This is a genomic window from Endozoicomonas sp. PH6C (assembly GCF_059322965.1).
This window is the reverse complement of sequence record NZ_CP185342.1, coordinates 2,738,522-2,764,093: the sequence shown is the minus strand read 5'-3', so window position 1 is coordinate 2,764,093 and position 25,572 is coordinate 2,738,522. Positions and strand designations below refer to the sequence as shown.

General features: G+C 48.4%; 19 protein-coding genes. 5 read left to right on the top strand and 14 right to left on the bottom strand.

Annotated features, from left to right (window positions below; all coding sequences use genetic code 11):
* The first annotated feature begins 25 nt into the window (after window positions 1–25).
* The 3 genes from ACOMG9_RS10390 to ACOMG9_RS10380 all read left to right on the top strand — a co-directional run bounded on the left by ACOMG9_RS10390 (window position 26) and on the right by ACOMG9_RS10380 (window position 9,076).
* Window positions 26–3,826, top strand: coding sequence for a DUF4116 domain-containing protein (locus ACOMG9_RS10390; protein ID WP_494530226.1), 3,801 nt, complete (start codon window positions 26–28; stop codon window positions 3,824–3,826).
* A 119-nt stretch (window positions 3,827–3,945) separates the two neighbouring features.
* Window positions 3,946–7,701 carry a DUF4116 domain-containing protein gene (locus ACOMG9_RS10385; protein WP_448216831.1) on the top strand — a complete coding sequence of 1,252 codons (3,756 nt, stop codon included), beginning with the start codon at window positions 3,946–3,948 and terminating at the stop codon, window positions 7,699–7,701.
* 616 nt (window positions 7,702–8,317) lie between these two features.
* Window positions 8,318–9,076: a hypothetical protein gene (locus tag ACOMG9_RS10380; RefSeq protein WP_448216830.1), complete on the top strand. Its 759-nt coding sequence runs from the start codon at window positions 8,318–8,320 to the stop codon at window positions 9,074–9,076.
* Window positions 9,077–9,428: 352 nt separating this feature from the next.
* Here ACOMG9_RS10380 and ACOMG9_RS10375 read toward each other — a convergent pair whose 3' ends face one another.
* Window positions 9,429–10,412, bottom strand: a complete 984-nt coding sequence (locus tag ACOMG9_RS10375; RefSeq protein WP_448216829.1) for a transposase — start codon at window positions 10,410–10,412, stop codon at window positions 9,429–9,431.
* A gap of 257 nt (window positions 10,413–10,669) precedes the next feature.
* On the opposite strand from ACOMG9_RS10375, the gene ACOMG9_RS10370 reads away from it, so the two are divergent.
* Window positions 10,670–11,485, top strand: coding sequence for a hypothetical protein (locus ACOMG9_RS10370; protein WP_448216828.1), 816 nt, complete (start codon window positions 10,670–10,672; stop codon window positions 11,483–11,485).
* A 297-nt stretch (window positions 11,486–11,782) separates the two neighbouring features.
* Here ACOMG9_RS10370 and acpS read toward each other — a convergent pair whose 3' ends face one another.
* The 13 genes from acpS to rpoE all read right to left on the bottom strand — a co-directional run bounded on the left by acpS (window position 11,783) and on the right by rpoE (window position 23,256).
* Window positions 11,783–12,157 carry a holo-ACP synthase gene (gene acpS / locus ACOMG9_RS10365; RefSeq protein ID WP_448216827.1) on the bottom strand — a complete coding sequence of 125 codons (375 nt, stop codon included), beginning with the start codon at window positions 12,155–12,157 and terminating at the stop codon, window positions 11,783–11,785.
* On the bottom strand, window positions 12,154–12,900 hold the full coding sequence (gene pdxJ / locus ACOMG9_RS10360; protein WP_448216826.1) for a pyridoxine 5'-phosphate synthase: 747 nt from the start codon (window positions 12,898–12,900) through the stop codon (window positions 12,154–12,156). The genes acpS and pdxJ overlap by 4 nt, the downstream gene beginning before the upstream one ends.
* On the bottom strand, window positions 12,897–13,610 hold the full coding sequence (gene recO / locus ACOMG9_RS10355; RefSeq protein ID WP_422133545.1) for a DNA repair protein RecO: 714 nt from the start codon (window positions 13,608–13,610) through the stop codon (window positions 12,897–12,899). The genes pdxJ and recO overlap by 4 nt, the downstream gene beginning before the upstream one ends.
* A complete protein-coding gene (gene era, locus ACOMG9_RS10350) occupies window positions 13,610–14,551 on the bottom strand; it encodes a GTPase Era (protein ID WP_422133544.1) in 942 nt (313 codons plus the stop codon). Before era ends, recO begins: the two co-directional genes overlap by 1 nt.
* A complete protein-coding gene (gene rnc / locus ACOMG9_RS10345) occupies window positions 14,548–15,237 on the bottom strand; it encodes a ribonuclease III (protein WP_422133543.1) in 690 nt (229 codons plus the stop codon). Before rnc ends, era begins: the two co-directional genes overlap by 4 nt.
* Complete coding sequence (locus ACOMG9_RS10340; RefSeq protein ID WP_422133542.1) at window positions 15,234–15,611, bottom strand: DUF4845 domain-containing protein; 378 nt, start codon at window positions 15,609–15,611, stop codon at window positions 15,234–15,236. The genes rnc and ACOMG9_RS10340 overlap by 4 nt, the downstream gene beginning before the upstream one ends.
* Before the next feature lie 96 nt (window positions 15,612–15,707).
* Window positions 15,708–16,526 carry a signal peptidase I gene (lepB, locus tag ACOMG9_RS10335; RefSeq protein WP_448216825.1) on the bottom strand — a complete coding sequence of 273 codons (819 nt, stop codon included), beginning with the start codon at window positions 16,524–16,526 and terminating at the stop codon, window positions 15,708–15,710.
* A 160-nt stretch (window positions 16,527–16,686) separates the two neighbouring features.
* On the bottom strand, window positions 16,687–18,486 hold the full coding sequence (gene lepA, locus ACOMG9_RS10330) for a translation elongation factor 4 (protein WP_494530225.1): 1,800 nt from the start codon (window positions 18,484–18,486) through the stop codon (window positions 16,687–16,689).
* 188 nt (window positions 18,487–18,674) lie between these two features.
* Complete coding sequence (locus tag ACOMG9_RS10325; RefSeq protein WP_448216823.1) at window positions 18,675–20,096, bottom strand: DegQ family serine endoprotease; 1,422 nt, start codon at window positions 20,094–20,096, stop codon at window positions 18,675–18,677.
* Window positions 20,097–20,248: 152 nt separating this feature from the next.
* A complete protein-coding gene (locus tag ACOMG9_RS10320; protein ID WP_494530224.1) occupies window positions 20,249–20,728 on the bottom strand; it encodes a SoxR reducing system RseC family protein in 480 nt (159 codons plus the stop codon).
* Window positions 20,725–21,855, bottom strand: a complete 1,131-nt coding sequence (locus ACOMG9_RS10315) for a MucB/RseB C-terminal domain-containing protein (protein WP_494530223.1) — start codon at window positions 21,853–21,855, stop codon at window positions 20,725–20,727. The genes ACOMG9_RS10320 and ACOMG9_RS10315 overlap by 4 nt, the downstream gene beginning before the upstream one ends.
* Window positions 21,856–21,859: 4 nt before the next feature.
* Window positions 21,860–22,540 (bottom strand): sigma-E factor negative regulatory protein, encoded by a 681-nt coding sequence (locus ACOMG9_RS10310; protein WP_494530222.1) that lies wholly within the window; start codon window positions 22,538–22,540, stop codon window positions 21,860–21,862.
* 128 nt (window positions 22,541–22,668) lie between these two features.
* Window positions 22,669–23,256, bottom strand: a complete 588-nt coding sequence (gene rpoE / locus ACOMG9_RS10305) for an RNA polymerase sigma factor RpoE (protein ID WP_422133535.1) — start codon at window positions 23,254–23,256, stop codon at window positions 22,669–22,671.
* A 669-nt stretch (window positions 23,257–23,925) separates the two neighbouring features.
* On the opposite strand from rpoE, the gene nadB reads away from it, so the two are divergent.
* A complete protein-coding gene (gene nadB, locus ACOMG9_RS10300; protein WP_422133534.1) occupies window positions 23,926–25,554 on the top strand; it encodes an L-aspartate oxidase in 1,629 nt (542 codons plus the stop codon).
* Window positions 25,555–25,572: the final 18 nt, after the last annotated feature.

Here is a 25,572-nt window from a genome sequence, read left to right as displayed (position 1 = left end):
AAGAGGGATTAAGGAGATCACAGTCATGGAAAAGACTCAACCAACAACGACGGGCTTTACTTTGCCCGAATCTGCCAGTGCAGCAGACCGCTGCATCGGACGGGCATTCGCTCATTCTGTTATTTCTGCCGGGCAAGACTCGCCTCCTTGCGTGGGGCACATGACGGATGATTCAGATAAAACCGTTCTCTCTTGTCCTCAACTACCTGATCGTGATATCAAACTTCCGAATACGGATAACTGCGGGTCTGCCAGCCATAACTTGCAACCTGCCACCTTGCCAGCCACCGATGACAGGCAATCCCGGGCCTTCGTGGGCGGCAAGGGGCTGTTTCTGCAGCGTATGCAGCAGGCCGGGATCCCGGTTCCACCCTTCACTGTGGTTGACACAACCCTGATCGCCAGGCTGGAGCAACAGTCTTTTCCCGCAAAATGCCTGTTGCCTTTTTTGCCAGATATTGACACGCGGGGTCAGGCATCATTCAGCCTGGAACAATTACGCACGATCATTACCGAACTACCGCATCAGCAACAATCAAAATGGCTCAAGGGGTTATCCGAATTTATTGCCAGTGAGGATTTCTATCAACAGGTAGAAAATATCAGTGCTGCCCGGGATATTCGTCATTGCTACTTCATGCTTCGGCAACAAGCCAGCGAAGCCTGCATCGTTCGCAGTTCCGGCGTTGATGAAGACTGCTTCGGCAACGCCCAGGCCGGTCGCTATGATTCCCGGGTTCATGGTGGCGGCGATATCCTGAGAACCTGCCTGCAAGTCCTGTCATCCGCCTATCGGCCTGAAGTCTGTCCAAAAGGACAGGTAAAGCGCATGGCGCTGATCCTGCAGCAGTGCATTCATTGCCTGCTGGGGGGCGCAGTGATCAGCCACTCAACACTAAAGGACAATACCATTGAGGTGGAATATGCACTGGGTCAACCCCGGGGGGCGGTCTCCGGAACCACAGGTATCCGCCCCCATCGTTATTCGATCAAGCGCAGTGACGACGAAAACAGTCAACCAGATCGGCAATTTACCCCGGGTGATATTACGACACAGTTTGTCCTGGAAAAAATCACCGATGAAGAGACCGGTGAAGCGGGTTATATCGAACGCAGCAACACGGCAACCACCGATGCAAAAGACATCATGCTCTCTGACGAGATATTGCAAGAGCTGCAGAAAAACATAGAAAAGCTGGAAGATATGTTCTGTTGCCCGATCGATGCTGAGTTCGGCGTGGATAGCGATCTGCAACTCCACGTGTTCCAAAGTCGACCAGTGACCGAGCTGCCGGGCAGTACCCGTTTCTCTGCACCTGTGCCAACCCTGCCACTGGCTAAAGGAACCATGGTCAGCGAAGGTTGTTGCAGTGGTGTCGCCCTGATGGTCACCGAACCGGTCAATGCGGAACAGATTCCACCCGGTGCCATTCTGTTTGCCAATCACGCCAGTGACTGGATGCTTGCGCCCGATATTTTAAAACGTCTGGGCGGCTGTGTGTTCAAACAGGGGGGAACCAACGATCATGTTGCCATTACCCTGCGTCAGGCGGGTGTACCCTGTCTGTTGGCTGGTTCTCAGTATTCTGAGGCATTAAAACAGAGCAGCGGAGAACAGGTAACACTGGTGGCAGGCAGTTTTGCCGGCAGCCCCGGCGCCTGTTTGCTGTCAGGCGACCAGTCTGCCTATTGGCAGGCCAAGAGCACCACTTCCGGTCAGGATATCATCAGCTCAGCCGCAACCAGTCCTGCGGAACCACCCGACTTCACCCGTGTCGACGACGGTTTTGCCTGGCTGAATCGCCAGAATAACCGGTTGCTTGACTATTTTCACCCTGACCGTATAACAAGTCGCTGCCTTGGCCCGGGCCGAAGTAAGGCAGTCAGCATGTCAGCAAACCGATCGAAACTATTACAACAACTTGACCTTGAGATTCAGCAACTACAGAAGGATTTAGACCTGTTTGTCTCTGGTTATCAGCACTTTTTAGGTCTGGCCACAGCATCTGAATCAAATACTGCACCATCCAAAGTCAAACCCTTTACCGTGGAAATCCATCTCCTTGAAAAACACTGCAAAAGCCTGAAAGATGCCATTGATAAGCTGCGCTTAAAGGTGGTCTTGCCACTGACCACCGAGCTGGAATTACCCGACCAGCCCGCGAATTTCAGACAGTGGCTAAGCGATTGCCAGACCTTGCAAGATACATTGCAAAAACTGACCCGGCCCACATTTATACTCAATATTAGTTCTGCCCACGACCTGGTTTACTGGCTTCATCAGCAATTCGTTCTTGCACTCGACTCGGTGGCAGAAGCATCAGGGCAGGGACAAATCACCAAAATTACCAACACCAGAGTGCTGATTAATATACTCCCTCAGGGCGCTTTGGGACTATTAAACGACAATTGCATGTCGGTAGCGAACAAACTTCCCATAGCAAGTCTACGCATGCTTAATATGGTGGATGCCGCTTTTGTCAGTGCGAAACTCGGAGTGCACGTCTGCACGATAAGCATGCTGGAAGAGGCCGAAGGAGGCAGGGGCCGTACACTCCGCCTCGACATCTCTGATAGATTTTCTGAAGACCAGGAAAACACACACTTACAGGGTAAATTGAAGCGTTTCTGGTTTTTGGTCCAGACACTGCGCTGCGCATCAATTGATAGTCATTCACTGCCAATGGCAATCAGTTTCAATAAAAATGCATGGAAAATGACCATAGAATACACACAGGTTGATTCAAAAAAATCATTACAAGAGGGCTTTGTGAATTTAGTGACTATTCTGAGAGGACTGACCGACCTGGATATGTCAATTAACAAATTTAATCGCGGTAAAAATCTTGACGAATGGAATTTTGAAACGCTGGTTAAAAAGTCTCAAACCGGGCTGAGTGACTCTGTAAATAACTGGATATTCAAACATTGCCTGATAGTGGATGTATTCGAAAGCCGCGACCTGCTCCAATGTTACAAAAACTATGCGTTCGTTGATTATCTGGACGACGAATGCAAGTTGTTACATGAAATGGCCAAAAAAACTCATGAAACTCTTGAGGCATTTCGGGCCTGGTACAGAAGTTCAGAACTTCGCCAAATGTTAGCCGATGCCAGCAAACAGCTCAAACCCGATGATGCGGCAAGAATAACAAAGGAACTGCTGACCCATATGGTCATTGAAGACTTCCACCCAGATCTTGCTTTTACACTCTTGCGTGAGGACTTTAATTTAGATCTCGATAGGGAACTGGTGCTTTTCCTGATAGAACAAAACCCTATGTTATTCCGTTATGTCTCCGACGCATTCAGGGATGATTTCGAAATAGCCAAGTCTGCAATAGGATCGCAAGGGCGGTTATTAAAATATGCCAGCGATCGTCTCAAAAAGCATAAACCGCTGGTAATGCTTGCCATTAGTGATGTTACCTGTGTTGCGCTTGCTTTTGCCAGTACCGATCTCAAAAATGCCCCTGATGTGGTTATGGCAGCTACCCGACATAATTTTAATTCCATAAAATATGCCGGGCAGACGGCAAAAAACAACGAATCCCTCTTGAGAGTCCTCATTGCAGAAAACCCTAAGGTCCTGATCTATGCAACTGAGTCCCTTAAAAATGACAAGGACTTTGTCCTGCCGCTGCTCTCAGGGAAAATCCGCAGTTACGAAAAAGCCGACATTTACAAATGTCTCAGTGACAGACTGAAATCGGATCCGGATATTATGGCTGCAGTCGGGCACCCGATTAAAGTTAAACCTGAAACCGCAAGTTCAGATCAGCCTGAAAAGCCGAAAGATAAAAAGCGTTCGTGTGTCATCCTGTGACTCTGATTTTCACCTTCTGAGTACGCTTTTGTGAACTGATGTGGTGCAGACAAAGAGGCCCGGTAGCGGAATAAAGTAAGGGTCTCATTTCAAGGAGAGAAATCAAGGAGATTAAAGCTATGGAGAGCATTCAACCAACAAGAACAGGCCCGACTGAGGACAAATCCGCCAGGTTGTCGGCTGCTCAGGCAGCATACGCACTCACCCGTTCTATCACTCCTAACGATCATGAGAGCCCTCCTCACAAGCAGCTGCGGTTAATGGAGGTTGATCCAGGTGAAGCTTTCCCGTCTTTTACTCCGCTATCCGCTCGTGGTATCGAACGCCCGGATACGAAAAATAGCAAGCCTGCCTGCCATGACTTGCCAGCTGGCATTTCTACTCTCATCACAGACGAGCAAATCCGATCCTCTTTTGGCGGCAAGGGACTGTTTCTGCACCGTATGCAGCAGGCCAGGATACCGGTTCCACCCTTCACTGTGGTTGACACAGCCCTGATCGCCAGGCTCGAGCAACAGCCTTTCCCCACAAAATGCCTGTTGCCCTTTTTGCCAGATATTGACACGCGAAGTCAGGCATCATTCAGCCTGGAACAATTGCGCAGGACCGTTACCGAACTACCGCATCAGCAACAATCAAAATGGCTCAAGGGGTTATCCGAATTTATTGCCAGTGAGGACTTCTATCAACAGGTAGAAAATATCAGTGCTGCCGAGGATATTCGTCATCGCTACTTCGTGCTTCAGCAACAAGCCAGCGAAGCCTGCATCGTCCGCAGTTCCGGCGTTGATGAAGACCGCTTCGGCAATGCCCAGGCCGGTCGCTATGATTCCCGGGTTCATGGTGGCGGCGATATCCTGAAAACCTGCCTGCAAGTCCTGTCCTCCGCCTACCGGCCTGAAGTCTGTCCAAACGGACAGGTAAAGCCCATGGCGCTGGTCCTGCAGCAGTGCATTCATTGCCTGCTGGGGGGTGCAGTGATCAGCCACTCAACACTACAGGACAATGCCATTCAGGTGGAATATGCTCTGGGTCAGCCGCGGGGGGCGGTCTCCGGAACAACAGGAATTCGCCCCCATCGCTATACAATCAGGCGCAGTGACGATAAAAACAGTCAACCAGATCGGCAATTTACCCCGGGTGATATTACGACACAGTTTGTCCTGGAAAAAATCACCGATGAAGAGACCGGTGAAGCGGGTTATATCGAACGCAGCAACACGGCAACCACCGATGCAAAAGACATCATGCTCTCTGACGAGATATTGCAAGAACTGCAGAAAAACATAGAAAAGCTGGAAGATATGTTCTGTTGCCCGATTGATGCTGAGTTCGGCGTGGATGGCGATCTGCAACTCCACATGTTCCAGAGTCGACCAGTGACCCAGCTGCCGGGCAGTACCCGTTTCTCTGCACCTGTGCCAACCCTGCCAGTGGCTAAAGGAACCATGGTCAGTGAAGGTTGTTGCAGTGGTGTCGCCCTGATGGTCACCGAACCGGTCAATGCGGAACAGATTCCGCCCGGAACCATTCTGTTTGCCAATCACGCCAGTGACTGGATGCTGGCACCCGATATTTTAAAACGTCTGGGTGGCTGCGTGTTCAAACAGGGAGGAACTAACGATCATGTTGCCATCACCCTGCGTCAGGCGGGTATACCCTGTCTGTTGGCTGGTTCTCAGTATTCTGAAGCATTAAGACAGAGCAGCGGACAACAGGTAACACTGGTGGCAGGCAGTTTTGCCGGCAAGTCCGGAGCCTGTTTGCTGACCGGCGACCAGTCTGGCTTCTGGCAGGCCAAGAGCACCATTTCCGGTCAGGATATCATCAGCTCAGCCGCAACCAGTCCTGCGGAACCACCCGACTTCACCCGTGTCGACGACGGTTTTGCCTGGCTGAATCGCCAGAATCACCGGTTGCTTGACTATTTTCACCCTGACCGTATAACAAGTCGCTGCCTTGGCCCGGGCCGAAGTAAGGCAGTCAGCATGTCAGCAAACCGATCGAAACTATTACAACAACTTGACCTTGAGATTCAGCAACTACAGAAGGATTTAGACCTGTTTGTCTCTGGTTATCAACACTTTTTAGGTCTGGCCACAGCATCTGAATCGAATACTGCACCATCTCAAGTCAAAAATCTTATCAAGGAAATCCGACTCCTTGAAGAACAATGCAAAAGCCTGAAAGATGCCATTGATAAACTGCGCTTAAAGGTAGTCTTGCCGCTGACCACCGGTCTGGAATTACCCGACCAGCCCGCAAATTTCAGACAGTGGCTAAGCGATTGCCAGACCTTGCAGGATAGATTGCAAAAACTGACCCGGTCCAGATTTGTGCGCGATATTAGTTCTGCCCACGACCTGATTTTCTGGCTTCATCAGAAATTCGTTCTTGCACTCGACTCGGTGGCAGCAGCATCAGGACAGGGACAAATCACCAAAATTTCATACACCGAAGTGCTGATTAATATACTCCCCCAGGGCGCCTGGGGACTATTAAACGACAATTGCATGTCGGTACTGAGCAAACTTGCCACATTAAGGCTACGGATACTTAATATGGTGGATGCCGCTTTTGTCAGTGCAACACTCGGAGTACACGTCTGCACTATATCCATGCTGGAACAGGCCGAGGGAGGCAAGGGCCGTACACTCCGCCTCGACATCTCTGATAAATTTTCCCAAGACGAGGAAAACACACACTTACAGGGTAAATTGAAACGTTTCTGGTTTTTGATCCAGACACTGCGCTGCGCATCGATTGATAGTCATTCACTGCCAATGGCAATCAGTTTCAATAAAAATGCATGGAAAATGACCATAGAATACACTCAGGTTGATTCAAAAAAAGCATTACAAGAGGGCTTTGTGAAATTAGTGACTGTTCTGAGCGGACTGACCGACCTGGATATGTCAATCAACAAATTTAATCGCGGTGAAAATCTTGACGAATGGAATTTTGAAACGCTGGTTAAAAAGTCTCAAACCGGGCTGAGCGACTCTGCAAATAACTGGATATTCAAACATTGCCTGGTTGTGGATGTATTCGAAAGCCGCAACAGGCATCAATGTCAAAAAAACTATGCGTTCGTTGATTATCTGGACGACGAATGCAAGTTGTTACATGAAATGGCCAAAAATACTCATGAAACTCTTGAGGCATTTCAGGGCTCGTACAGAAGTTCAGAACTTCGCCAAATGTTAGCCGACGCCAGCAAACGACTCAAACCCGATGATGCGGCAAGAATAATAAAGGAACTGCTGACCCACATGGTCATTGAAGACTTCCACCCGGAGCTTACTTTTACACTCTTGCGTGAGGACTTTGATTTAGATCACGATAAGGACCTGGTGCTTTTCCTGATAGAACAAAACCCGATGTTATTCCGTTATGTCTCCGACGCATTCAGGGATGATTTCGAAATAGCCAAGTCTGCAATAGGATCGCGAGGGCGATTATTAGAATATGCCAGCGATCGTCTCAAAAAGCATAAACCTCTGGTAATGCTTGCCATTAGTGATCCTGGCTATCCTGCGCTTGAGTATGCCAGTACCGATCTCAAAAATACCCCAGATGTGGTTATGGCAGCTACCCGATATAGTTTTCATTCCATAAAATATGCCGGGCAGACAGTAAAAAACAACGAATCCCTCTTGAGAGTCCTCATTGCAGAAAACCCTATGGTCTTGATCCATGCAACTGAGTCCCTTAAAAATGACAAGGACTTTGTCCTGCCAGTGCTCTTGGGAAATACCCGCACTTACGAAAATGCCGACATTTACAAATATCTCAGTGACAGACTGAAATCGGATCCGGATATTATGGCTGCAGCCGGGCGCCCGATTGAAGTTGAACCTGAAACCGAAAGTTGAGATTAGCTTGAAAAGCCGAAAGATAAAAAGCGTTCGTGTGTCATCCTATGACTCTGATTTTCACCTTCTGAGTGCGCTTTTGTGAACTGATGTAGTGCAGAAAAAGAGGCCCGGTAACGGAATAAAGTAAGGGTTTCATTTCAAGGAGATTAAAGCTATGGAGAGCATTCAACCTACAAGATCAGGCCCGACTTAGGACACTGCAAACAAATCTGCCCGGTTATCGGCTGGTCACGCAGCGAACGCACTCACCGGTACTGTCACTCCTTACGATCATGAGAGTCCTTCTTATGAGAGCGCTTCTCGCAAGCAATTGCAGTTAATGAAGGTTTGCTCAAGTAATGAGCCAATCTCATTCAGATTGCTCTGCCTGATCACAGCAGATGTTGTTGCCAGTATTGCTGAAGAGCACATGTGCAATCAGGCATACGTTGTAAAGACTTGGAAGCTTCAGTTATGCTGTCATTGAGAGCGTTGGTGTGCTCGACCGGTCATTGGGAATTTTTCTGGTCAAGGATGAACCTTTACGGTTTTTGAGTGCTTCACAACCTGTCTGCCTCACATTATTCAGGTAGAAGGCCCTGTTTTTCAACCCGGAATTAAGGATTTAGTACCCATGGATGGTTTTCAAAAAGCGTTTTTTAACTTGACTGTCATAGCAGCGCTTTCAGTAACTCTTGCTTCCCCAGCGACGGCTGAAGAGGTCATGGGCAAAGGCAATAGATTTTCTGTGGCCGGAAATTATGATTCTGCCGGTATCGATAACTCAGGCTATCTCAACATAGACGGTAATATGAATATTACTGGCCCTTTTAGCAACAGGGTGGGTGGCAATATTAACGTCTCTATGGGGCTGAACATTTCCGGAAGCACATTGACGGCCACCAATTCGGGAGCATTGACTGCCGCAAGTTACTGGAGTAACGGACACTTTAATAATAATGCGGGAGCGGTCGCATCCCTCGGAGTTATGAAAAGCAGTGGTAATGTGAGGAATGCGGGTACCTTGTCAATGCTGCAGGAATCTGTTGTTGCTGACTTTAATGGCTCCGGAGGTACCACCAATATCACAGTTACAAAGATTGATTATTTCAATAATATGAACCCCCTGCTTTCCGCCACCGGAAAAATCAGACTTGATTCTGACTCAAAGATCGTAATCAACGTTTCCGAGGATATACTGACCAGCACCATACTCGATGTTGTTATTGCTGTGAGCGGTGATGATCTGGAGTTTAATAACAGTTCGGAAAACAGGGTTTTTGATCGTAGTCACCATTTTATTACTTCTGGCAGTGACTTTATGAAGGTCACCAATATCGAAATGTCGGTCTATGGCATCAGGGCCGACTTTGAAGTGAAAAGAAAAAAGTAAGTCATAAATGCTCCAGTGCCACCCAGACCACAGGTTTTAGCCAGACCTGACAATGCTGAGATTAGTAAAAAAATTAAGACACCCAAAAAAAATTAAGACACCCATAAAAAAAATAAAAAAAATAAAAAATTAAGACACCCATAAAAAAAAATAAAAAATTAAGACATTCAAAAATGTGTACTCCCAAAAAGGATCAGAAAAATCTATCTTCAAGTAGCGTATCAACGAACCACACAGCGCCACCCAACGAACAGAGGCTGTTCAAGCCATAATTCAGGCAATACAAATACATTCCGACATAAGTCGAAGAGAGATAAAGAGAGGGTCTTTGACGTCTTAACTGACTTCTACGCTAACCTGTCAGGTACAAACGACTGCAAGCGTTTAAACCTCGAAGCCACTTCTGTCCGGCTTCAAGTGCATAAGCCTTCATCGCCTTCAGACGGCCAACTGCCCGATAAAAACGATTATTCCATTGCATGGTTTTCAGCCACTCATCCGGATCAATGTCCAATCTTTCAAGAATCGGAGGGGTACACGACGGGATGGAACCTTTCTTGTCTGCCCTGACAATGCGGCCACTCCAGTCAACCAGTTCCAGATAGTCGTGAAGAAGGTACGGAAGGGCAACGTCCGTATTCTGGCCCTGCAAACAAAAAGGTTTCAGGGTCAGCGGCTGATTTTTAGTCTCAGAATGTGTACCCTGCTCTACGCGTTCCTGAATCGACGTGTAGTCTGATTCTTCCGGTGTTTCTACCTTTCCAGCCCGAATCGGATTCAAGTCAACGTAGGTCATGCAGGTCAGTAACGCTGCTTCGTCCAGCAATGCCTGGCTTTTAAAGCGTCCTTCCCAGAAGCGTCCTTTACACTCGTCTTCTTTGTTGGCCTCACGAGCAAGATGTTCATTCAGGCAGCGCATAAACCAGCTGATATCCGTTAAACGACGCCGGTATTCCTCAGCATATTCATCGATACGGGCCAATTCAGCTCTGCCCAGCTTGTCAGCGGCCAGATGCCTTTGCACCAGAAGCGGACCTCTGAACAAGGTCGTCCAACGGTGAAGCACTTGATTCCGTGACCAGCCTCTGGCAGATGACTGATTGATGTGCAAAACCACATGATAATGATTCGACATGACAGCGTAAGCACAGACTTCGATAGCAAAGACTGAAACCAGTTCCCGGAGTTTATCCACCACCCACTGACGGCGATGCTCGTAGTTCTTGCCAGTCAGGTGGTTCTCTCCACAGAGGTAAGCCTGACGAACACATCTTGCCATGCAGTGGTAATAAGGCGTTGTGCCGGGATCAATCAGGGTATTGCGAGCTTGGGCCATGAACTCACCTGTCTGGGTAAAAAATCAGTGATGGGTGAAAAAGTAGACCAGGTGGATGGTAAAGCAAATTTATGGGTGTCTTTTTGATTGGAACTTTTTTTATTTGGTTGCGTCCAAATTAGTACAGGACGCAGTTGTTCATTTTGAGCTGAAGCTCGCGGATTTTTCCGGGCTGCAACTCATCGAGTTCAAAAGGCGCCTGCAAATTCTGGGCAGTGACTACGGAATAACCCAACAACCAAGTAAAGGAGAATCTTATGAATAATTTTAACTCTTATGGAACTAATCAATCTACTGCGGGTCCTTACCAGAAGCTAATGGAGCCAGATAGGCAGAAAGCCATCATAGAAAATTTTGATAAAAATAAAGCCCCTCGCTTTATAGACACTTCTGATTATAGATATCGCTTTGAGACTAGAGGATTGTCTTCATATTCTATTAAGACTTCTGATGATAATTCAGAAAACAATGATAATAAAATCTTACAATTGCATGTGGATGAACGTGAATGGATTGGGATCAATGAGAATGTTCAAGCTACAGAGATTAATGGTTGCTTGTTCGCCATTCATGTTCCTGATAATGCTGAATTCTATAATGCATGGCATTTTAACTCGGTGAACAAGGCAATTTTAGCCGACGATTTAATAGAAGCCATGTTCACGATGGAGAATCCTCTTGAAGTTAGATCAGCTTACCGCGAAGCTGAGTCCTGGCTAGAAATGCTGAGTCTATATCCCGGGACGAGCTATTTATGTGCCAATGACGACGTTACAGATAAGCTCAGGAGTGTTTTTCGTGTCAGTCCGGCTAATTTCACAAAAACTGGAGAATCAGTAGCTGTTGACGTCACATTTAATATTGCTACCCGAACCTTTGAGGTGAGACATTCTCTTGAAGTTGACGCCGCTGACAGTGAGCTTGAATCCGGAAAAGAAATGCTGCAAGAGCATCCCGGGCCCAGCTATTTATATGGCCCTAACGACGCTGGAGATGATCTGGAAGGGAATCCTTCTGATATTGATGCGGCTGTACCAAAACCGGAAGACAAAGCTAACTCAGCCACGGAATAGATGGCATTGTTTGGGCCGCTCTTATTGATATCCTCCACCAACCAGAGGCTGTTGCAAAACTCTGATTCCCATGCTTTCAGGTCCTGTGGGTCCCAGCGTGGGAACCCATACCTATCTCGCGCTGTAGAGTAAGCTTTTCAGGGGAGGTATGCATTCCCACGCAGAGCGTGGGAACGAGTTGTTAACTTCTGGGTCCCGGTTTGGGAGATGCAAAAACACACGTGAAATTAAAGAGAGCCTGTATCTTGAGAAATAGCCAGCGACAAGGTCTAACCACAAGAGTAATAACAATCAGGGTTAGCACTCAAGGATAACAAAAGCGATAGCATGCTCTGCTTCATCAGAGAGGCTCAGATGGATCGCTTTTATCCCCCTCTCTTTTTGAAGTTCCCGGGCGTAGTCCAAAAAACGCATACGAGGTGCGCCCCTCTCATCACTGAATGTCTCAAGATGCCGAAACGAAACCTTGCCTATGCCGGTTCCCAGAGCCTTGGAAGCGGCTTCCTTGGCCGCAAAGCGTTTGGCCAGCCAGGCTGCCTGCTGGGGGTGAGACGCAAAGATTTCCAGCTCGGAATCCGTAAGAATTCGGCGGGCAAAGGCCTCTGCCCGCCGCTCCAGGATTTTCCTGAATCGCGCAATACTGGCGATATCCGTGCCTATGCCTGCAATCATTTATGAAGAGAAGCTCTCAGCATTAAGGTCTTCATCTCTTTCACGGCAGTTTTCAATCCGCTAAAAAATGCCCGACCAATAATAGAATGACCAATATTCAATTCATTCATGCCATTGATAGCAGCAACAGGCTCCACGTTCTGATAGTTCAAACCATGCCCGGCATTCACTATTAAGCCTTTAGACAGGGCAAACTCAGTGGCTTTTTTCAGCCTGTCCAGCTCTACCTGCATAGCTTCTGGTGTTTCTGCATCGGCGTATGCACCAGTATGTAGTTCAATGACAGGCGCTCCCGCTTCCACAGAAGCTTCTATCTGCCCCAGATCCGGATCAATGAAAAGAGAAACTTCAATACCAGCCTTTGCCATTCGCGAGCAGGCAGAGGAGGTGGAAGACATCTGTCCAACAATATCCAGCCCCCCTTCGGTGGTCAGCTCTTCGCGTTTTTCGGGTACCAGGCAAACCGCATGAGGCAGAACCTCTTCAGCAATGGCTAACATTTCTTCCGTAGCAGCCATCTCCAGATTCATACGGGTCTGAAGTACATGGCGAATCAGCCTGACATCCCGATCCAGAATATGACGGCGATCTTCACGCAAATGCAGAGTGATACCATCGGCTCCTGCCTGCTCCGCCTCAATGGCGGCCTGAACCGGATCAGGGTAAGTACCTCCCCGGGCCTGACGGATGGTTGCGATATGATCAATGTTCACACCCAGCAGGATGCGGTTGTGAGGAATCATGAGACAAACTTCTCCCTGGTACGGAAAAATTCCCGACTTTTCAGCGGCTTCTCTCCCACCAGAGGAACCAGTGCCAGACGGGTTAATCGTTTATAGCCCGGATAATGCCGAACCTTGTCAAAACGCCTCTCTGCCAGAGACAGCAGCAGCTCTCCGGAAAAATAGTGGGACCGGTCTTTTTCCCTAAGCTCAAGAACAGGTATAAAACCCACTCCGGCTTTGAATTCATAAAGCAGATCGGGTTTTATGTCTGTCCCTGATGCAGCGTCAGAAGTCAATGACGGGGCGTAGCCAGTTATTTCCAGCAATTCAATCTCAAACACTCTCAACAAAGGTTGCAGAGGCGCTCCCGAAGTCAGTTGTTGCAGCACAGCACTGTACAGGTCGAACAACCCCTCAACATGCTGTCCTGGCAACACTGAACGCATCAAGAGTTCATTCAGATAAAAACCACAGTAGAGTGATTGTCCCTTCAGGTTTATGGCGGCAGCGGTTTCAAAGCTGTTGAGAGTTTTCAGTTCTGACCGCCCTCTCCAACTGACGAAGAGCCGGGTAAAGGGCTGAATAGCCCAGGAGCGGGATTTTGCCTGACGAACCCCTCTGATAACCATGGCAATACGGCCATGGTCTTTCACCAGGAATTCAGCAATAACAGAGCGCTCCTTGTAGGGTCTGCTGTGCAGCATCCAGGCTGCGCTCAGTTCATTCATCAGTCGAAGTCGTAGCCAAGGCTTTTCAGAGCCCTGTCATCATCAGACCAGCCTCCCCTGACCTTAACCCAGAGATTCAACATGACCTTGCTGTCGAACATTTTTTCCATATCAATCCGGGCTTCCTGACCGATCTGTCTCAGTCTGGCACCCTTATCACCAATGACAATCGCCTTTTGACTGGAGCGTTCAACCAGAATCAGACCACTGATGACCAGCAATGGGCCTTTTGGACGCATTTCCTGCTTGAACTCTTCGATCTCAACCGTCATTTCGTAAGGCAGTTCGTCACCCAGCTGACGCATGATCTTTTCACGAATCAGCTCAGCGGCCATGAAGCGGGAACTGCGATCAGTGATCTGGTCTTCCGGGAAGAAGTGAATACTCTCAGGCATCAGATCAGCAATCAATTTTTCCAGTTCTTTCAGGTTATGACCGTGCAGAGCCGACACCGGAATAATAGCTTTAAAGTTCGCCTTATCAGAAACTTCCTGCATAAACTGCATCAGCTCTTCTTTGCGTTCCTTGAGACGATCGACCTTGTTCAGTACCAGAATAATCGGACACTTGGCATGACTGAGTTTAGTGAGCACGAGTTGGTCTTCTTCGGTCCAGGTCAAACGATCGACAACAAACACGACGGCATCAACACCGGTCAGAGCACTGCTGGCAGCACGGTTCATGTAACGGTTAATGGCCTTCTTTTCCACTTTGTGCATACCGGGGGTATCCACAAATATGGTTTGTACATTATCTTCCGTCTTTATACCAAGAACCTGGTGTCGTGTGGTCTGGGGACGGCGGGAGGTAATGGACAGCTTCTGTCCCAGAACATGGTTGAGCAGCGTTGATTTACCTACATTAGGGCGCCCGACAATTGCCACGTAGCCACATCGTTGACCTTCAGTCACTGCTTCAGATCCGGTCACGGCTGAAATCATTGATTATCTACTCGCAGTTTTTCCAATGCAAAACGGGCAGCTTGCTGCTCTGCCCCTCGACGACTGGGCCCCTGACCTTCAGTGGTTATGTCCAGACTTTCCAGCTCACAAACCACAGTGAACACCTGATCATGGGCATCACCTTCAATATTCAACACCCGATATTTTGGCAGAGGATTCTGACGAGCCTGAAGGAACTCTTGCAGACGGGTTTTAGGGTCCTTGTTCTGCTGATCGGTGACGGAGAGCCCTGCCAAACGATCAGTAAACCAGCTGCGAATACGCGCACGACAAGCCTCCATGCCAGCATCCAGATAGATGGCACCAATAATCGCTTCTACCGCATCCGCCAAAATGGATTCGCGACGATAGCCACCACTCTTCAACTCACCCGAACCCAATCGCAGAGAGTCTCCCAACTGGAATTCACGGCCAATTTCAGCCAGTGTCGCTCCTCGTACCATACGAGCACGCAGTCGGCTTAGCTGGCCTTCCCGGGCATCAGGAAAACGCTCAAACAGAGCTTCTGCGATGACAAAGTTAACGATGGAATCCCCAAGGAATTCGAGTCGTTCATTATTACGACTGCCACAGCTCCTGTGGGTCAGAGCCAGCTCCAGCCGGTTACGATCAGAAAATGTATAGCCCAGCCGTCTTTCCAGCCGGGCAAGTTCATCAGTCTTCACTGAGTTTTAGCATTCCAGTTATGTTCAAAAGTTAATACAAGATCAGCGTTGTGCACCAGATGTACACGACGCTCATAATTGATTTCAACCGCCACCGACTGGCCCTTATTCCGAAGAACATTGGATTCTTCCCTGGCCAGCTGCACCCGGTTAGTCGAGAGCCCCTTATTTAGCCATTCTCTTACCTGCTGCACTCCCGCTTCTTTAATACCTGGCCTGGTATCCAAAGACGTCAGCACTTTCTTGATGGCATAATCATCCAGATAGACCGGTGTCACCTTGAGAGTCAACATGATCATAAAACCACCGACCAGTATAGCTACCAGCCAGCCCAAAGTACTCAGTCCTTTTTGTCTGTTTTTTGCAACGGTCATGATCCCTCCCGCCGGGCTATTATTGTCCGTTTTTTAAACCCCGGGACAACTCTGTCTCTGCTCACCGTAACAGGCAGAGCCAAACCGAGAGAATAATTAATTTATTGTCCCATTATTCTTGAAACCGGGCAGCTGAGTCCAGCTCGGCCAGTGCATCCAGATATAAACGGCTTTACCGACAATATTCTTCTCAGGCACGGTTCCCCAATATCGACTGTCGTTACTGCGATCCCGGTTATCCCCCATCATAAAATACTGCCCTTGGGGAATGACCCAGATTCCTTCAGCTCGCAGACTTCTCACGCCCAGGTCCTTGCGAATCTCGAAGCTTTTATCATCAATGGTCTCTTCAAACAGCTGATAAGCTCGACTTTCATCCCTCAGTTGCGCGATGTATTTCTCGGGAACCGGCTTGCCATTGATGGTGAGTTTCTTGTTCAAATAGCGAATTTCATCTCCCGGTATACCAATCACCCGCTTGATAAAATTGATATTCGGATTTTGTGGCTCCTTGAAGACCATAACATCGCCACGCTCTGGCTCATTGATGGAGACAATTTTGGTACCAATGACCGGTAGACGAAGTCCGTATTCAAACTTGTTTACCAAAATAAAGTCTCCCACCTGCAGGGTAGGTATCATGGAACCGGAGGGAATCTGAAAGGGCTCAAAGAGAAAAGACCGGACCACCAGCACCAGAGCCAGAACCGGAAATATCGACTTCGAGGTCTCAACAATACTGGGCTCTTTCTCCAGACTGACCAGAGTCTCCTCGTCCGGCTCAGAACCCGAACTGGAGTTGAAGCTTTCTATGGCCGCCTTTCTTTTGGGCAATAGAACCAGCCTGTCAAACAGCGCAACCAGACCTGTAATAAAAACCGCCAGAACCAACAGCAGTGGAAAATTAATATCCATGGTTATTTGTTCTCAGATACCCGATCTTTTTTCTACCAAAATTGCTGCCAAGGCAGAATCTAAGCTGCCTCAACGGGATGTTTTTTCATATTCATGGGAAGCCCGCCTGTTATGACAGACTCTCCATTGAGTAACCCTGACACTTTTTATCAAAGGTCAGTTATTTATCTACCTTAAGCACAGCAAGAAAAGCTTCCTGAGGAATTTCAACCCGCCCCACCTGCTTCATCCGTTTCTTACCTGCTTTCTGCTTCTCAAGCAGCTTACGCTTACGAGAAGCATCACCACCGTAACATTTCGCAGTCACATTCTTGCGCAGCGCCTTAACAGTGGTCCGTGCACAGATCTGACCACCTACTGCAGCCTGAATGGCCACATCAAACATCTGGCGCGGGATAATCTCTTTCATCTTTTCAGCCAGTGAACGACCTCTGGAGACTGCATGATCTCTATGAGCAATCAGAGCCAGTGCATCAACTTTCTCACCATTGATCAGAATATCCAGCTTAACCATGTTGGCCATTTCAAAACGATCAAAACTGTAGTCCAAAGACGCAAAACCGCGACTAACAGACTTCAGACGATCAAAAAAATCCAGAACCACCTCGTTCATAGGCATATCATAGGTTATTGCCACCTGGCTGCCAGTGAACTGCATGTCTTTCTGAACTCCCCGACGCTCAACACACAGGGAGATCACGTTACCCAGATAATCCTGGGGAACCAGAATATTTGCCTGAACGATGGGCTCCCTGATTTCCTGGATACCAGCTGGATCTGGTAGTTTGGATGGGTTATCAACCTCTACCAGATCGCCATTTTTCAGCTCTACTTGGTAGATAACCGTCGGTGCAGTAGTAATCAGATCCAGGTTATATTCACGTTCAAGTCGCTCCTGAATGATCTCCATATGCAGCATACCCAGGAAGCCACAGCGGAAACCAAAGCCCAGGGCATCACTGCTTTCAGGCTCGTAGAACAAAGAAGCATCATTAAGACTCAGTTTTTCCAGGGCTTCACGGAAAGACTCAAAGTCGTCAGAGCTGACCGGGAAAAGACCTGCATAAACTTGAGGTTTGACCTTCTGAAAACCTGGTAGCTCCTGAACACCCGGTGTTTTTGCCAGAGTCAGGGTATCACCCACTGGTGCTCCATGAATGTCCTTGATGCCGGCGATAACATAGCCGACTTCACCCGCTTTCAGTTCACCAGTAGCATCCATCTTTGGAGAGAAGATACCCACATTATCTACGCCGTGGGTCTGGCCAGTCGATTTGACAAGCACCTTGTCACCTTTCTTCAAGGTACCGTTCTTGACACGGACCAGAGATACAATACCAAGATAGTTATCAAACCATGAATCAATAATCAAGGCCTGCAACTCACCGTCGACATCACCTTCTGGAGCAGGAATAGTCTGAACCAGACGCTCAAGCACATCGTCAATACCCAGACCACTCTTGGCGGAGCAGCGGACTGCATCCAGGGCATCAATACCGATAATTTCTTCGATTTCCTGCGCAACTCGCTCAGGTTCTGCCTGAGGCAGATCCATTTTATTCAGCACGGGCATCACTTCCAGCCCTTGCTCGATTGCGGTGTAACAGTTTGCCACAGACTGAGCTTCAACGCCCTGAGCAGCATCCACTACCAACAGAGCACCTTCACAGGCAGAAAGAGAACGTGAAACTTCATAGGAAAAGTCTACGTGTCCGGGCGTATCAATGAAATTCAACTGGTAGGTGATACCGTCTTTAGCGGTATAGTCCAGAGTGACACTCTGCGCCTTGATGGTAATACCACGCTCACGCTCAAGTTCCATGGAGTCAAGAACCTGGGCTTGCATTTCACGATCACTTAACCCTCCGCAGGACTGGATAAAGCGATCTGCCAGCGTCGACTTACCGTGGTCGATATGGGCAATAATGGAGAAATTCCTGATATGACTTAAGTCGCTCACGATTGCATCACTACAAAAAATTTGTCCCCGTTCAGAGCTCAATCTCTTTCACGAGGACAGTTGTTCAGCTTGCAGGGTCTTCGCGAGCCTGAAACAAAGGCGCGAAGCTGCTGTAAATTCAGACGAAGTCTACAGCATCTGAAGATACAGATCACCCCTGAAGACCTGAAACCCCAACCAGAACTGAATTATTCGGTCAGCCGGAATGTGATGTAGCCTGACTGCCCACCACGAATTACCCTCATGGAAACCGAGCGATCTACAGGAAGATCAGCCACTACCTTGTTAAAGTCCTTAACTGATTGAATACGGTCATTATTCAGATCTGTGATAACATCCCCTTTACGAAGACCAATGGATCGACCCACACCTGAAATTTCGCCAGTCACCACCACTCCTTTAACACTCTTTTCAAGGCGCAACTTGTTGCGATAGTCATCATTGAGGGCTTCGACCTGGATGCCCAGACGGTTCTTTTTAATATCTGTGCTTTGAGGACGTTCTGAGCCCTGCCCCTGCTCATCAGGCAACTCGCCGACTTCCACCTTAATGATTTTTTTCTTGCCTTCACGAATCAGCTCAAGCGTTGCCTTGTCTTCCGGCTTGATAACACCAATTGCCATGGGAAGAGCACCAGATCTCATGATCTCACGACCATTGACCCGGGTAATGATATCGCCTGGTTGCAACTTGGCTTTGTCTGCAGGTCCACTGGGCACAATCTGACTGATCAGGGCCCCCATCGGCTTTTCAAGACCAAAAGACTCTGCCAGATCGCGATCCACCTCCTGAATAGCCACCCCCAGCCAGCCACGAGAGACGTAGCCTTTATCCTTAAGCTGTTCAACAGCCCATTCAACATGGTCCGAAGGAATAGCGAAAGACAGCCCCATGAAACCACCGGAGCGGGTAAAAATCTGGGAATTGATACCAATCACTTCACCCTTCATGTTGAACAGCGGGCCACCGGAATTACCCGGGTTAATAGGCACATCTGTCTGAATGAATGGAACATAGGCGTCACTGGGCAGACTTCTGTCCAGAGCACTGACAATGCCTTTGGTGATGGAATACTCAAAGTTAAAGGGTGAACCAATAGCTGCCACCCATTGTCCCGGTTTAATATCTTCCGAATTACCCATCTTCACTGCGGGCAAACTGGCATCACTCTCAATTTTAAGCAACGCCAGATCAGAGCGCTTGTCGGCACCAATCAGTTTGGCCACCTTCTCACTGCGATCATGCAGTCTGACGATAATTTTATCTGCACCCTGCACCACATGATTGTTAGTAAGGATATAGCCATCATCAGAGATGATAAATCCGGAACCCAGGGACATGGGCTGCGGCTTACCAGAAGGCGCCTCAGGCATCGGTAAACCAAAATAGCGACGAAATATCTCGGGCAACTCTTCGCCGCCCGGACCATAAATCTGCCCACGCCCCTGTTTTGGGGTCGCAAGTGTGCTGATATTAACGACTGCGGGCGAGGCCTCTTCAAACAATCGGTCAAAGTCCGGCAACTCAGTGGCCTTAACCATTTGCAATGAAAGCAGCGAGAGACTCAGAAAATAAATAAAGTTCCTGAAGAGAAGGTTGACCCTGTTCATGAACCTGACTTCTCCTTACACCTTGTGATTAGAGACCCAAAATGGGTTTTGTGAATGAATGGTTATAACGTTTATTATGAAAAATATTCTGATGGCTAACTTTCCATATTCATTTTTCATGTTAAAAAACATTTTTCTTTGTTTTAAGCTGTTTATGCAGACCAGGACTGATCGATTGTGATTAGTTCAGGTCCGACCAACTTGCGGGGCATCACCTTTATCACCCTGACGCGACATTGGTCGCTGGTTGAATGACCCAGCATACGCACGGAAACAAACCCCGCAGCAAGGCCTGCCATAGCAGACAAGGCGGTAAAAAAATCATTCCAGCCAACAACCGTGGCCAGCAAGAGTGCCCCCATCATAGCTACCAATGGCATCAGATAAACCAGAAACGAGGCTCTCATCAACGCACTTTCAGGTATACCTATGATGACCTGATCATCCTCTTCAATAGAGAAGTCATTGATCGCCTGGATATACGACTGATGTTTATTGGAGCGATACTTCTCAAGCAGATTCTGACCACAGCCATTTCGTACACTGCAACTCGAACAGGTGCTTTTGCGAATGGTTTCTACCCAGACAGCCCCCTGCTCAATAGCCACAACCCTGCCTTCTTCCTCAATCATTTATCTGCCTTCCGACTCTGTTCCCTGGGGCGAACTGAAACCGCTATCCTCTCGGCCGTACCCAATGGAATCTCTCCCAAAACAGTGACATGAAAATACTTTGCACCGTTACGAAAGACTTTAGACACTGCTGCCATAGAACCGATCTGCTCAGTAGCCTGACTCAATACCCGGGTTTCATCCGGCTCAACAAATACTGAAAAACTGGCCAGTCCATCAGAAAAGTTCAGAGTATCCACCTTTTGATTACTGACAGCTGAGTTTCTACTGCTGTGGCCACGAGGCGAAAAGCCTTCAGGTATCCAGCCAGTTTCCCATTTCCATTCAGCCTTTTCAGGGACTGATTTACTGCTAAGTTTCACTACATTCTTGCCCGATGATTCAGGCAGTTTCCGTTTTAATCGCTCCAGCTCTTGCGAAGTCAACTCTTTCGGAAATTCAAGGCTGGTAAACTGCATTCTCTCGATGATCCTGCCTTCTTTGTCCACCATAACGGACTTGAGCAGCAGACCGGTTCGACGATCCAGCCATAATTGATAACCGTAACGGAAGCGGTCCGTTGGTACCACCAGCAGCTGAACGGCTTCCCTGCCCGCCACCCTGTCCAGTGCGGCTGGCTTCAGTTTGTAATGTTTGTCAAAATGACCGGAAGTAAAACGCCCCACCATAGGAACCAGAGACTCGTGCTCAAACCTTGCAGGCTCTCTTCCAGCGCTGGCAAAAGTGATATTGTTTCCCTGACGAACCATCTCTCTGGGCAATCCATCAAGGTAAGCAATACTCTCCAGCTCTTCTGACTTACCATTCACCTTCTGAAGCGTATGCGTAACTGCCAGGGTCTCAAGATTAGCACCCTGTTGGTAAACAAAGTGTCCGCGATAGGTAAGATTTTGAGTGGCCTGAATCATGGTTTCCAACCACTTTTCGGGCGTATCGGCAGGCTTGGATGACCGGCCGACAGGCTTAGATGACTGACCGACAGATTTAGATGACTGGTCGGCAGGTTTTGATGACGGATTGCCCGATTTTGATGACTCCCCGTCAGCAAAGGGACGACCCACTGTTACTACCAGCAAAACCAGCAGTAATGGCAGTAAACGCCCCCTGTTCAATCGAATTCCTTTCATAAACTCATTGTGATTCAAAAGTGGTCAAGCGTGCAAAAGGGAGGATTCCCTGTCCTGAATTCATGGCACTCATTTCAGCATGCTGAAGTGCATAAGCCCTGAAACGTTCTTTAATAGCCCTGTCTGCTACGCTCTGGGCCTGAGCAAGTTGTTCCGGGGTAATGCTGTCATGCTGACGAGAGTTGTATCCCGCCTGGATCCCGGCAGCACCATAGCCATTATGCATGATCTGCACAGGCTGCAACAGTGTCGTTTGATCAGTTACCGATGTGACCAGAGGTAAAGCTTCCGGAGTGGTGTGGTAATTTTTTACACCCAGCAACACAGCCAATGCAACAGAAGCAGCTACCGCTAGTCGCCCCGCTTTAAACCACCAATGCCCAACACCCTTCAAGACGCTGTAACCGGTTACAGATCTTTCTTTAGCCAGAGAATGAGGTGGCTCAGCCTCCAGTTGGTCGCGAATACCGGCTGACAGATCGATATTCATAAATTCGTTGGTTTCTCGCCGCAGCGCGTCACCTGCTATCTGATACCTGCGAGCTTTGCCCCGTAGATCTTCATCGCTGCCGATATTATCAAGCACCCGACGCAGTTCAAACTCTCCAGCTTCACCGTCCATCGCTGCTGACAGTGACTCATTCAACCTTTCCTGGGCATGATTGTGAGGTGTCTTCTCACTCATAGGCATACCTCCGGTCATCCGACCTGTCTGATACCCGATGCATCAAGTATCAACAATATCAATCAACATAACACGAAAATGATCACCATAAGGAAATCATTTTCTTCACTCATGGCCTTAACGGCCAGTTATGGACCGCGACGCAAAAGTGGCTCGACTTCCTTATCAATCGCCTCTCTGGCACGAAAGATTCTTGATCTTACCGTACCGACGGGACAATCCATAACATTAGCAATTTCGTCATAGCTGAGACCATCAAACTCCCTCAGCACGACAGCCGTTCGCAACTCATCCGGCAGACGACGGATTACATCATGGATAACCCGTTCAATCTCATCCCGGTAAAGATTTCTCTCGGGGGTATCAACCATTCGAAGAGACGTTGTAGTGTCCAGAAAATCTGCATCATGAACATCAATCTCAGACTCCGGAATCTTGCGCCCCCTGGAAACCAGATGATTCTTGGCAGTGTTCACAGCAATCCGGTACAGCCAGGTATAAAAAGAACTGTCGCCGCGAAACTTGTCTATTGCCCGATAGGCCTTAATAAACGTTTCCTGAGCTACATCCTGCACTTCCTGATAGTCAGTAATGTAACTACCTACCAGACCCAGTACACGATGCTGATACTTGAGAACCAGCATATCGAAAGCCGCTTTATCGCCCTTCTGAACGCGCTCAACGAGCTGCTTGTCCGCCTGTGGTTGTTCTACCATAGAGGGGGTCTCCCACTATTGCAGAAAACACATGGGCAAAAGGGAAAGGAATGGAAATATGAGACAGTCAGCTGACCGACCACAAATCGGCATCCCGGCTGACCAGACTCCCCCCCTTTCCACAAACACACGCTTGTGCTGTGAACTCTATTTTCTTCTATATAGACCATGTTTTGGCCAGAAAGTTCCCGAACTCATTCAAAAAAATTCACAGTATCGGCTGAAAACTGATTCGGACTATCACAGCGTACTATAGTGCTCGTCATAATTTCTATATACTAGATACCGATTTTTCAGTGTTTTATAACGCCGTACGTTGTGTCTGCTTTATATACCGCCAAAAGCGAAGACTGCATTACGAACCTCAGGGAGCGTAATGATTTTCACTGCAAAGGTGAGTGATATTCTCCGTACAGACCATCGGCAACCTATGACACAGCTTTAGATGGAAGTGAGTTTAACCGCCATGATTCTTAGTTCCAGTTTCACCTGTAAAACGACCATATTCACTTTATGTCCAGCTTCAGACACAGGAATCTCCACTGTCTATTGATGCCCAGTGGATAATTTCCCTGCCCGTGTTCATAATATTTTTCAGACCTGAGTCTGTCAGTGACAGACTCCCGGTACAGACCCAGCAGTCTGTTATAAAAGGATCAGAGAATATACATGCATCCAATACTTGACTATGACGTAGTAATCATTGGCAGTGGCGCAGCGGGACTGACACTAGCACTGCACCTGGACAGCCAACTTCAAGTCGCCATTCTCAGTAAGGGTGAGCTAATGGCCGGCTCTTCAGCCGGGGCCCAGGGTGGTGTCGCTGCTGTTCTGGACACACAACAAGACAGCCTGGACAAACACATAGAAGACACACTTCTTGCAGGTGCAGGACTCTGCAGGGAGTCCACTGTCAGGCACGTTGTAGAACAGGGTAATGCCAGCATCCAGTGGCTGATTAACCAGGGTGTCCCCTTTACCCGTGATGAAGAAGATGAAAAAAACTTTAATTTTCACCTGACCCGTGAAGGCGGTCACAGCACCAGAAGAATTATTCATGCTGCCGATGCGACCGGCAGAGCCATTTCAGAAACCCTGATCGATAAAGCCAGAAAACAACCCAACATTCATCTCTATGAGCACCACCTGGCCATCGATGTCGTTGCTACCAACAAACTGGGCCTGGATGAGCAAAGGTGCGTCGGGGTCTATGTGCTGGATATTCGTTCAGACCAGGTAAAACTGTTCCGTGGACGTGCACAGGCTATTGCCAGTGGCGGAGCCAGCAAAGCCTATCTTTTTACCACTAACAGCGATGGTGCCAGCGGAGATGGTATTGCTATGGCCTGGCGTGCGGGCTGCCGGGTTGCCAATCTGGAGTTCAACCAGTTTCATCCCACCTGTCTGTTCCATCCCAAGGCCAAATCCTTCCTGATATCTGAAGCGGTTCGAGGAGAAGGAGGTATGCTGGTTCGCCCTGATGGAACACGCTTTATGGATGACTACGACCACCGTGGCGAGCTGGCCCCCCGAGATATTGTTGCCAGAGCCATCGATCATGAAATGAAAAAGCTGGGTGCAGACTGTCTGTTTCTGGATATCAGTCACAAGCCACGGGATTTTATTACTTCCCACTTTCCGAATATTTATGAACGGTGTCTGGAATACGGGATTGATATGACCCGTGAACCTCTCCCCATCGTTCCGGCAGCCCACTACACCTGCGGTGGCATTCTTGTTGACCTTAACGGTCAAACGGACCTTCCGGGACTTTACGCCATCGGTGAATGTTCATTTACCGGCCTGCATGGTGCCAATCGTCTGGCCAGCAACTCACTGCTGGAATGTTTCGTCAGCGCCAGAAGTTGTGCCGAAGACATCAACCGCACCATCGCCGATCAACCTCCCTGCCCTGAAATTCCGGTGTGGGACGACAGCCTGGTGAGCGACTCTGATGAAAATGTTGTAATCTCGCACAACTGGGACGAACTCAGACGCTTCATGTGGGACTACGTTGGCATTGTCAGAACGACCAAACGCCTGCTAAGAGCCAGAAACCGCTCCAGATTGTTACAGCATGAGATTCATGATTTTTACAGCAACTTCAAGATCAGCAATGACTTGATTGAATTGAGAAATCTATCTCAGGTTGCGGAATTGATTATTGAATGCGCTCTTTCCCGGCAAGAGTCACGAGGATTGCATTTCAATCTGGACTTCCCCTTCACACAGGATCACAGCAAGGAAACTACCCTGATACCGGAAAATTTTGTACCGGAAAACGCAATTAAGTTTTAATATCTCCAAAGGGTTGAA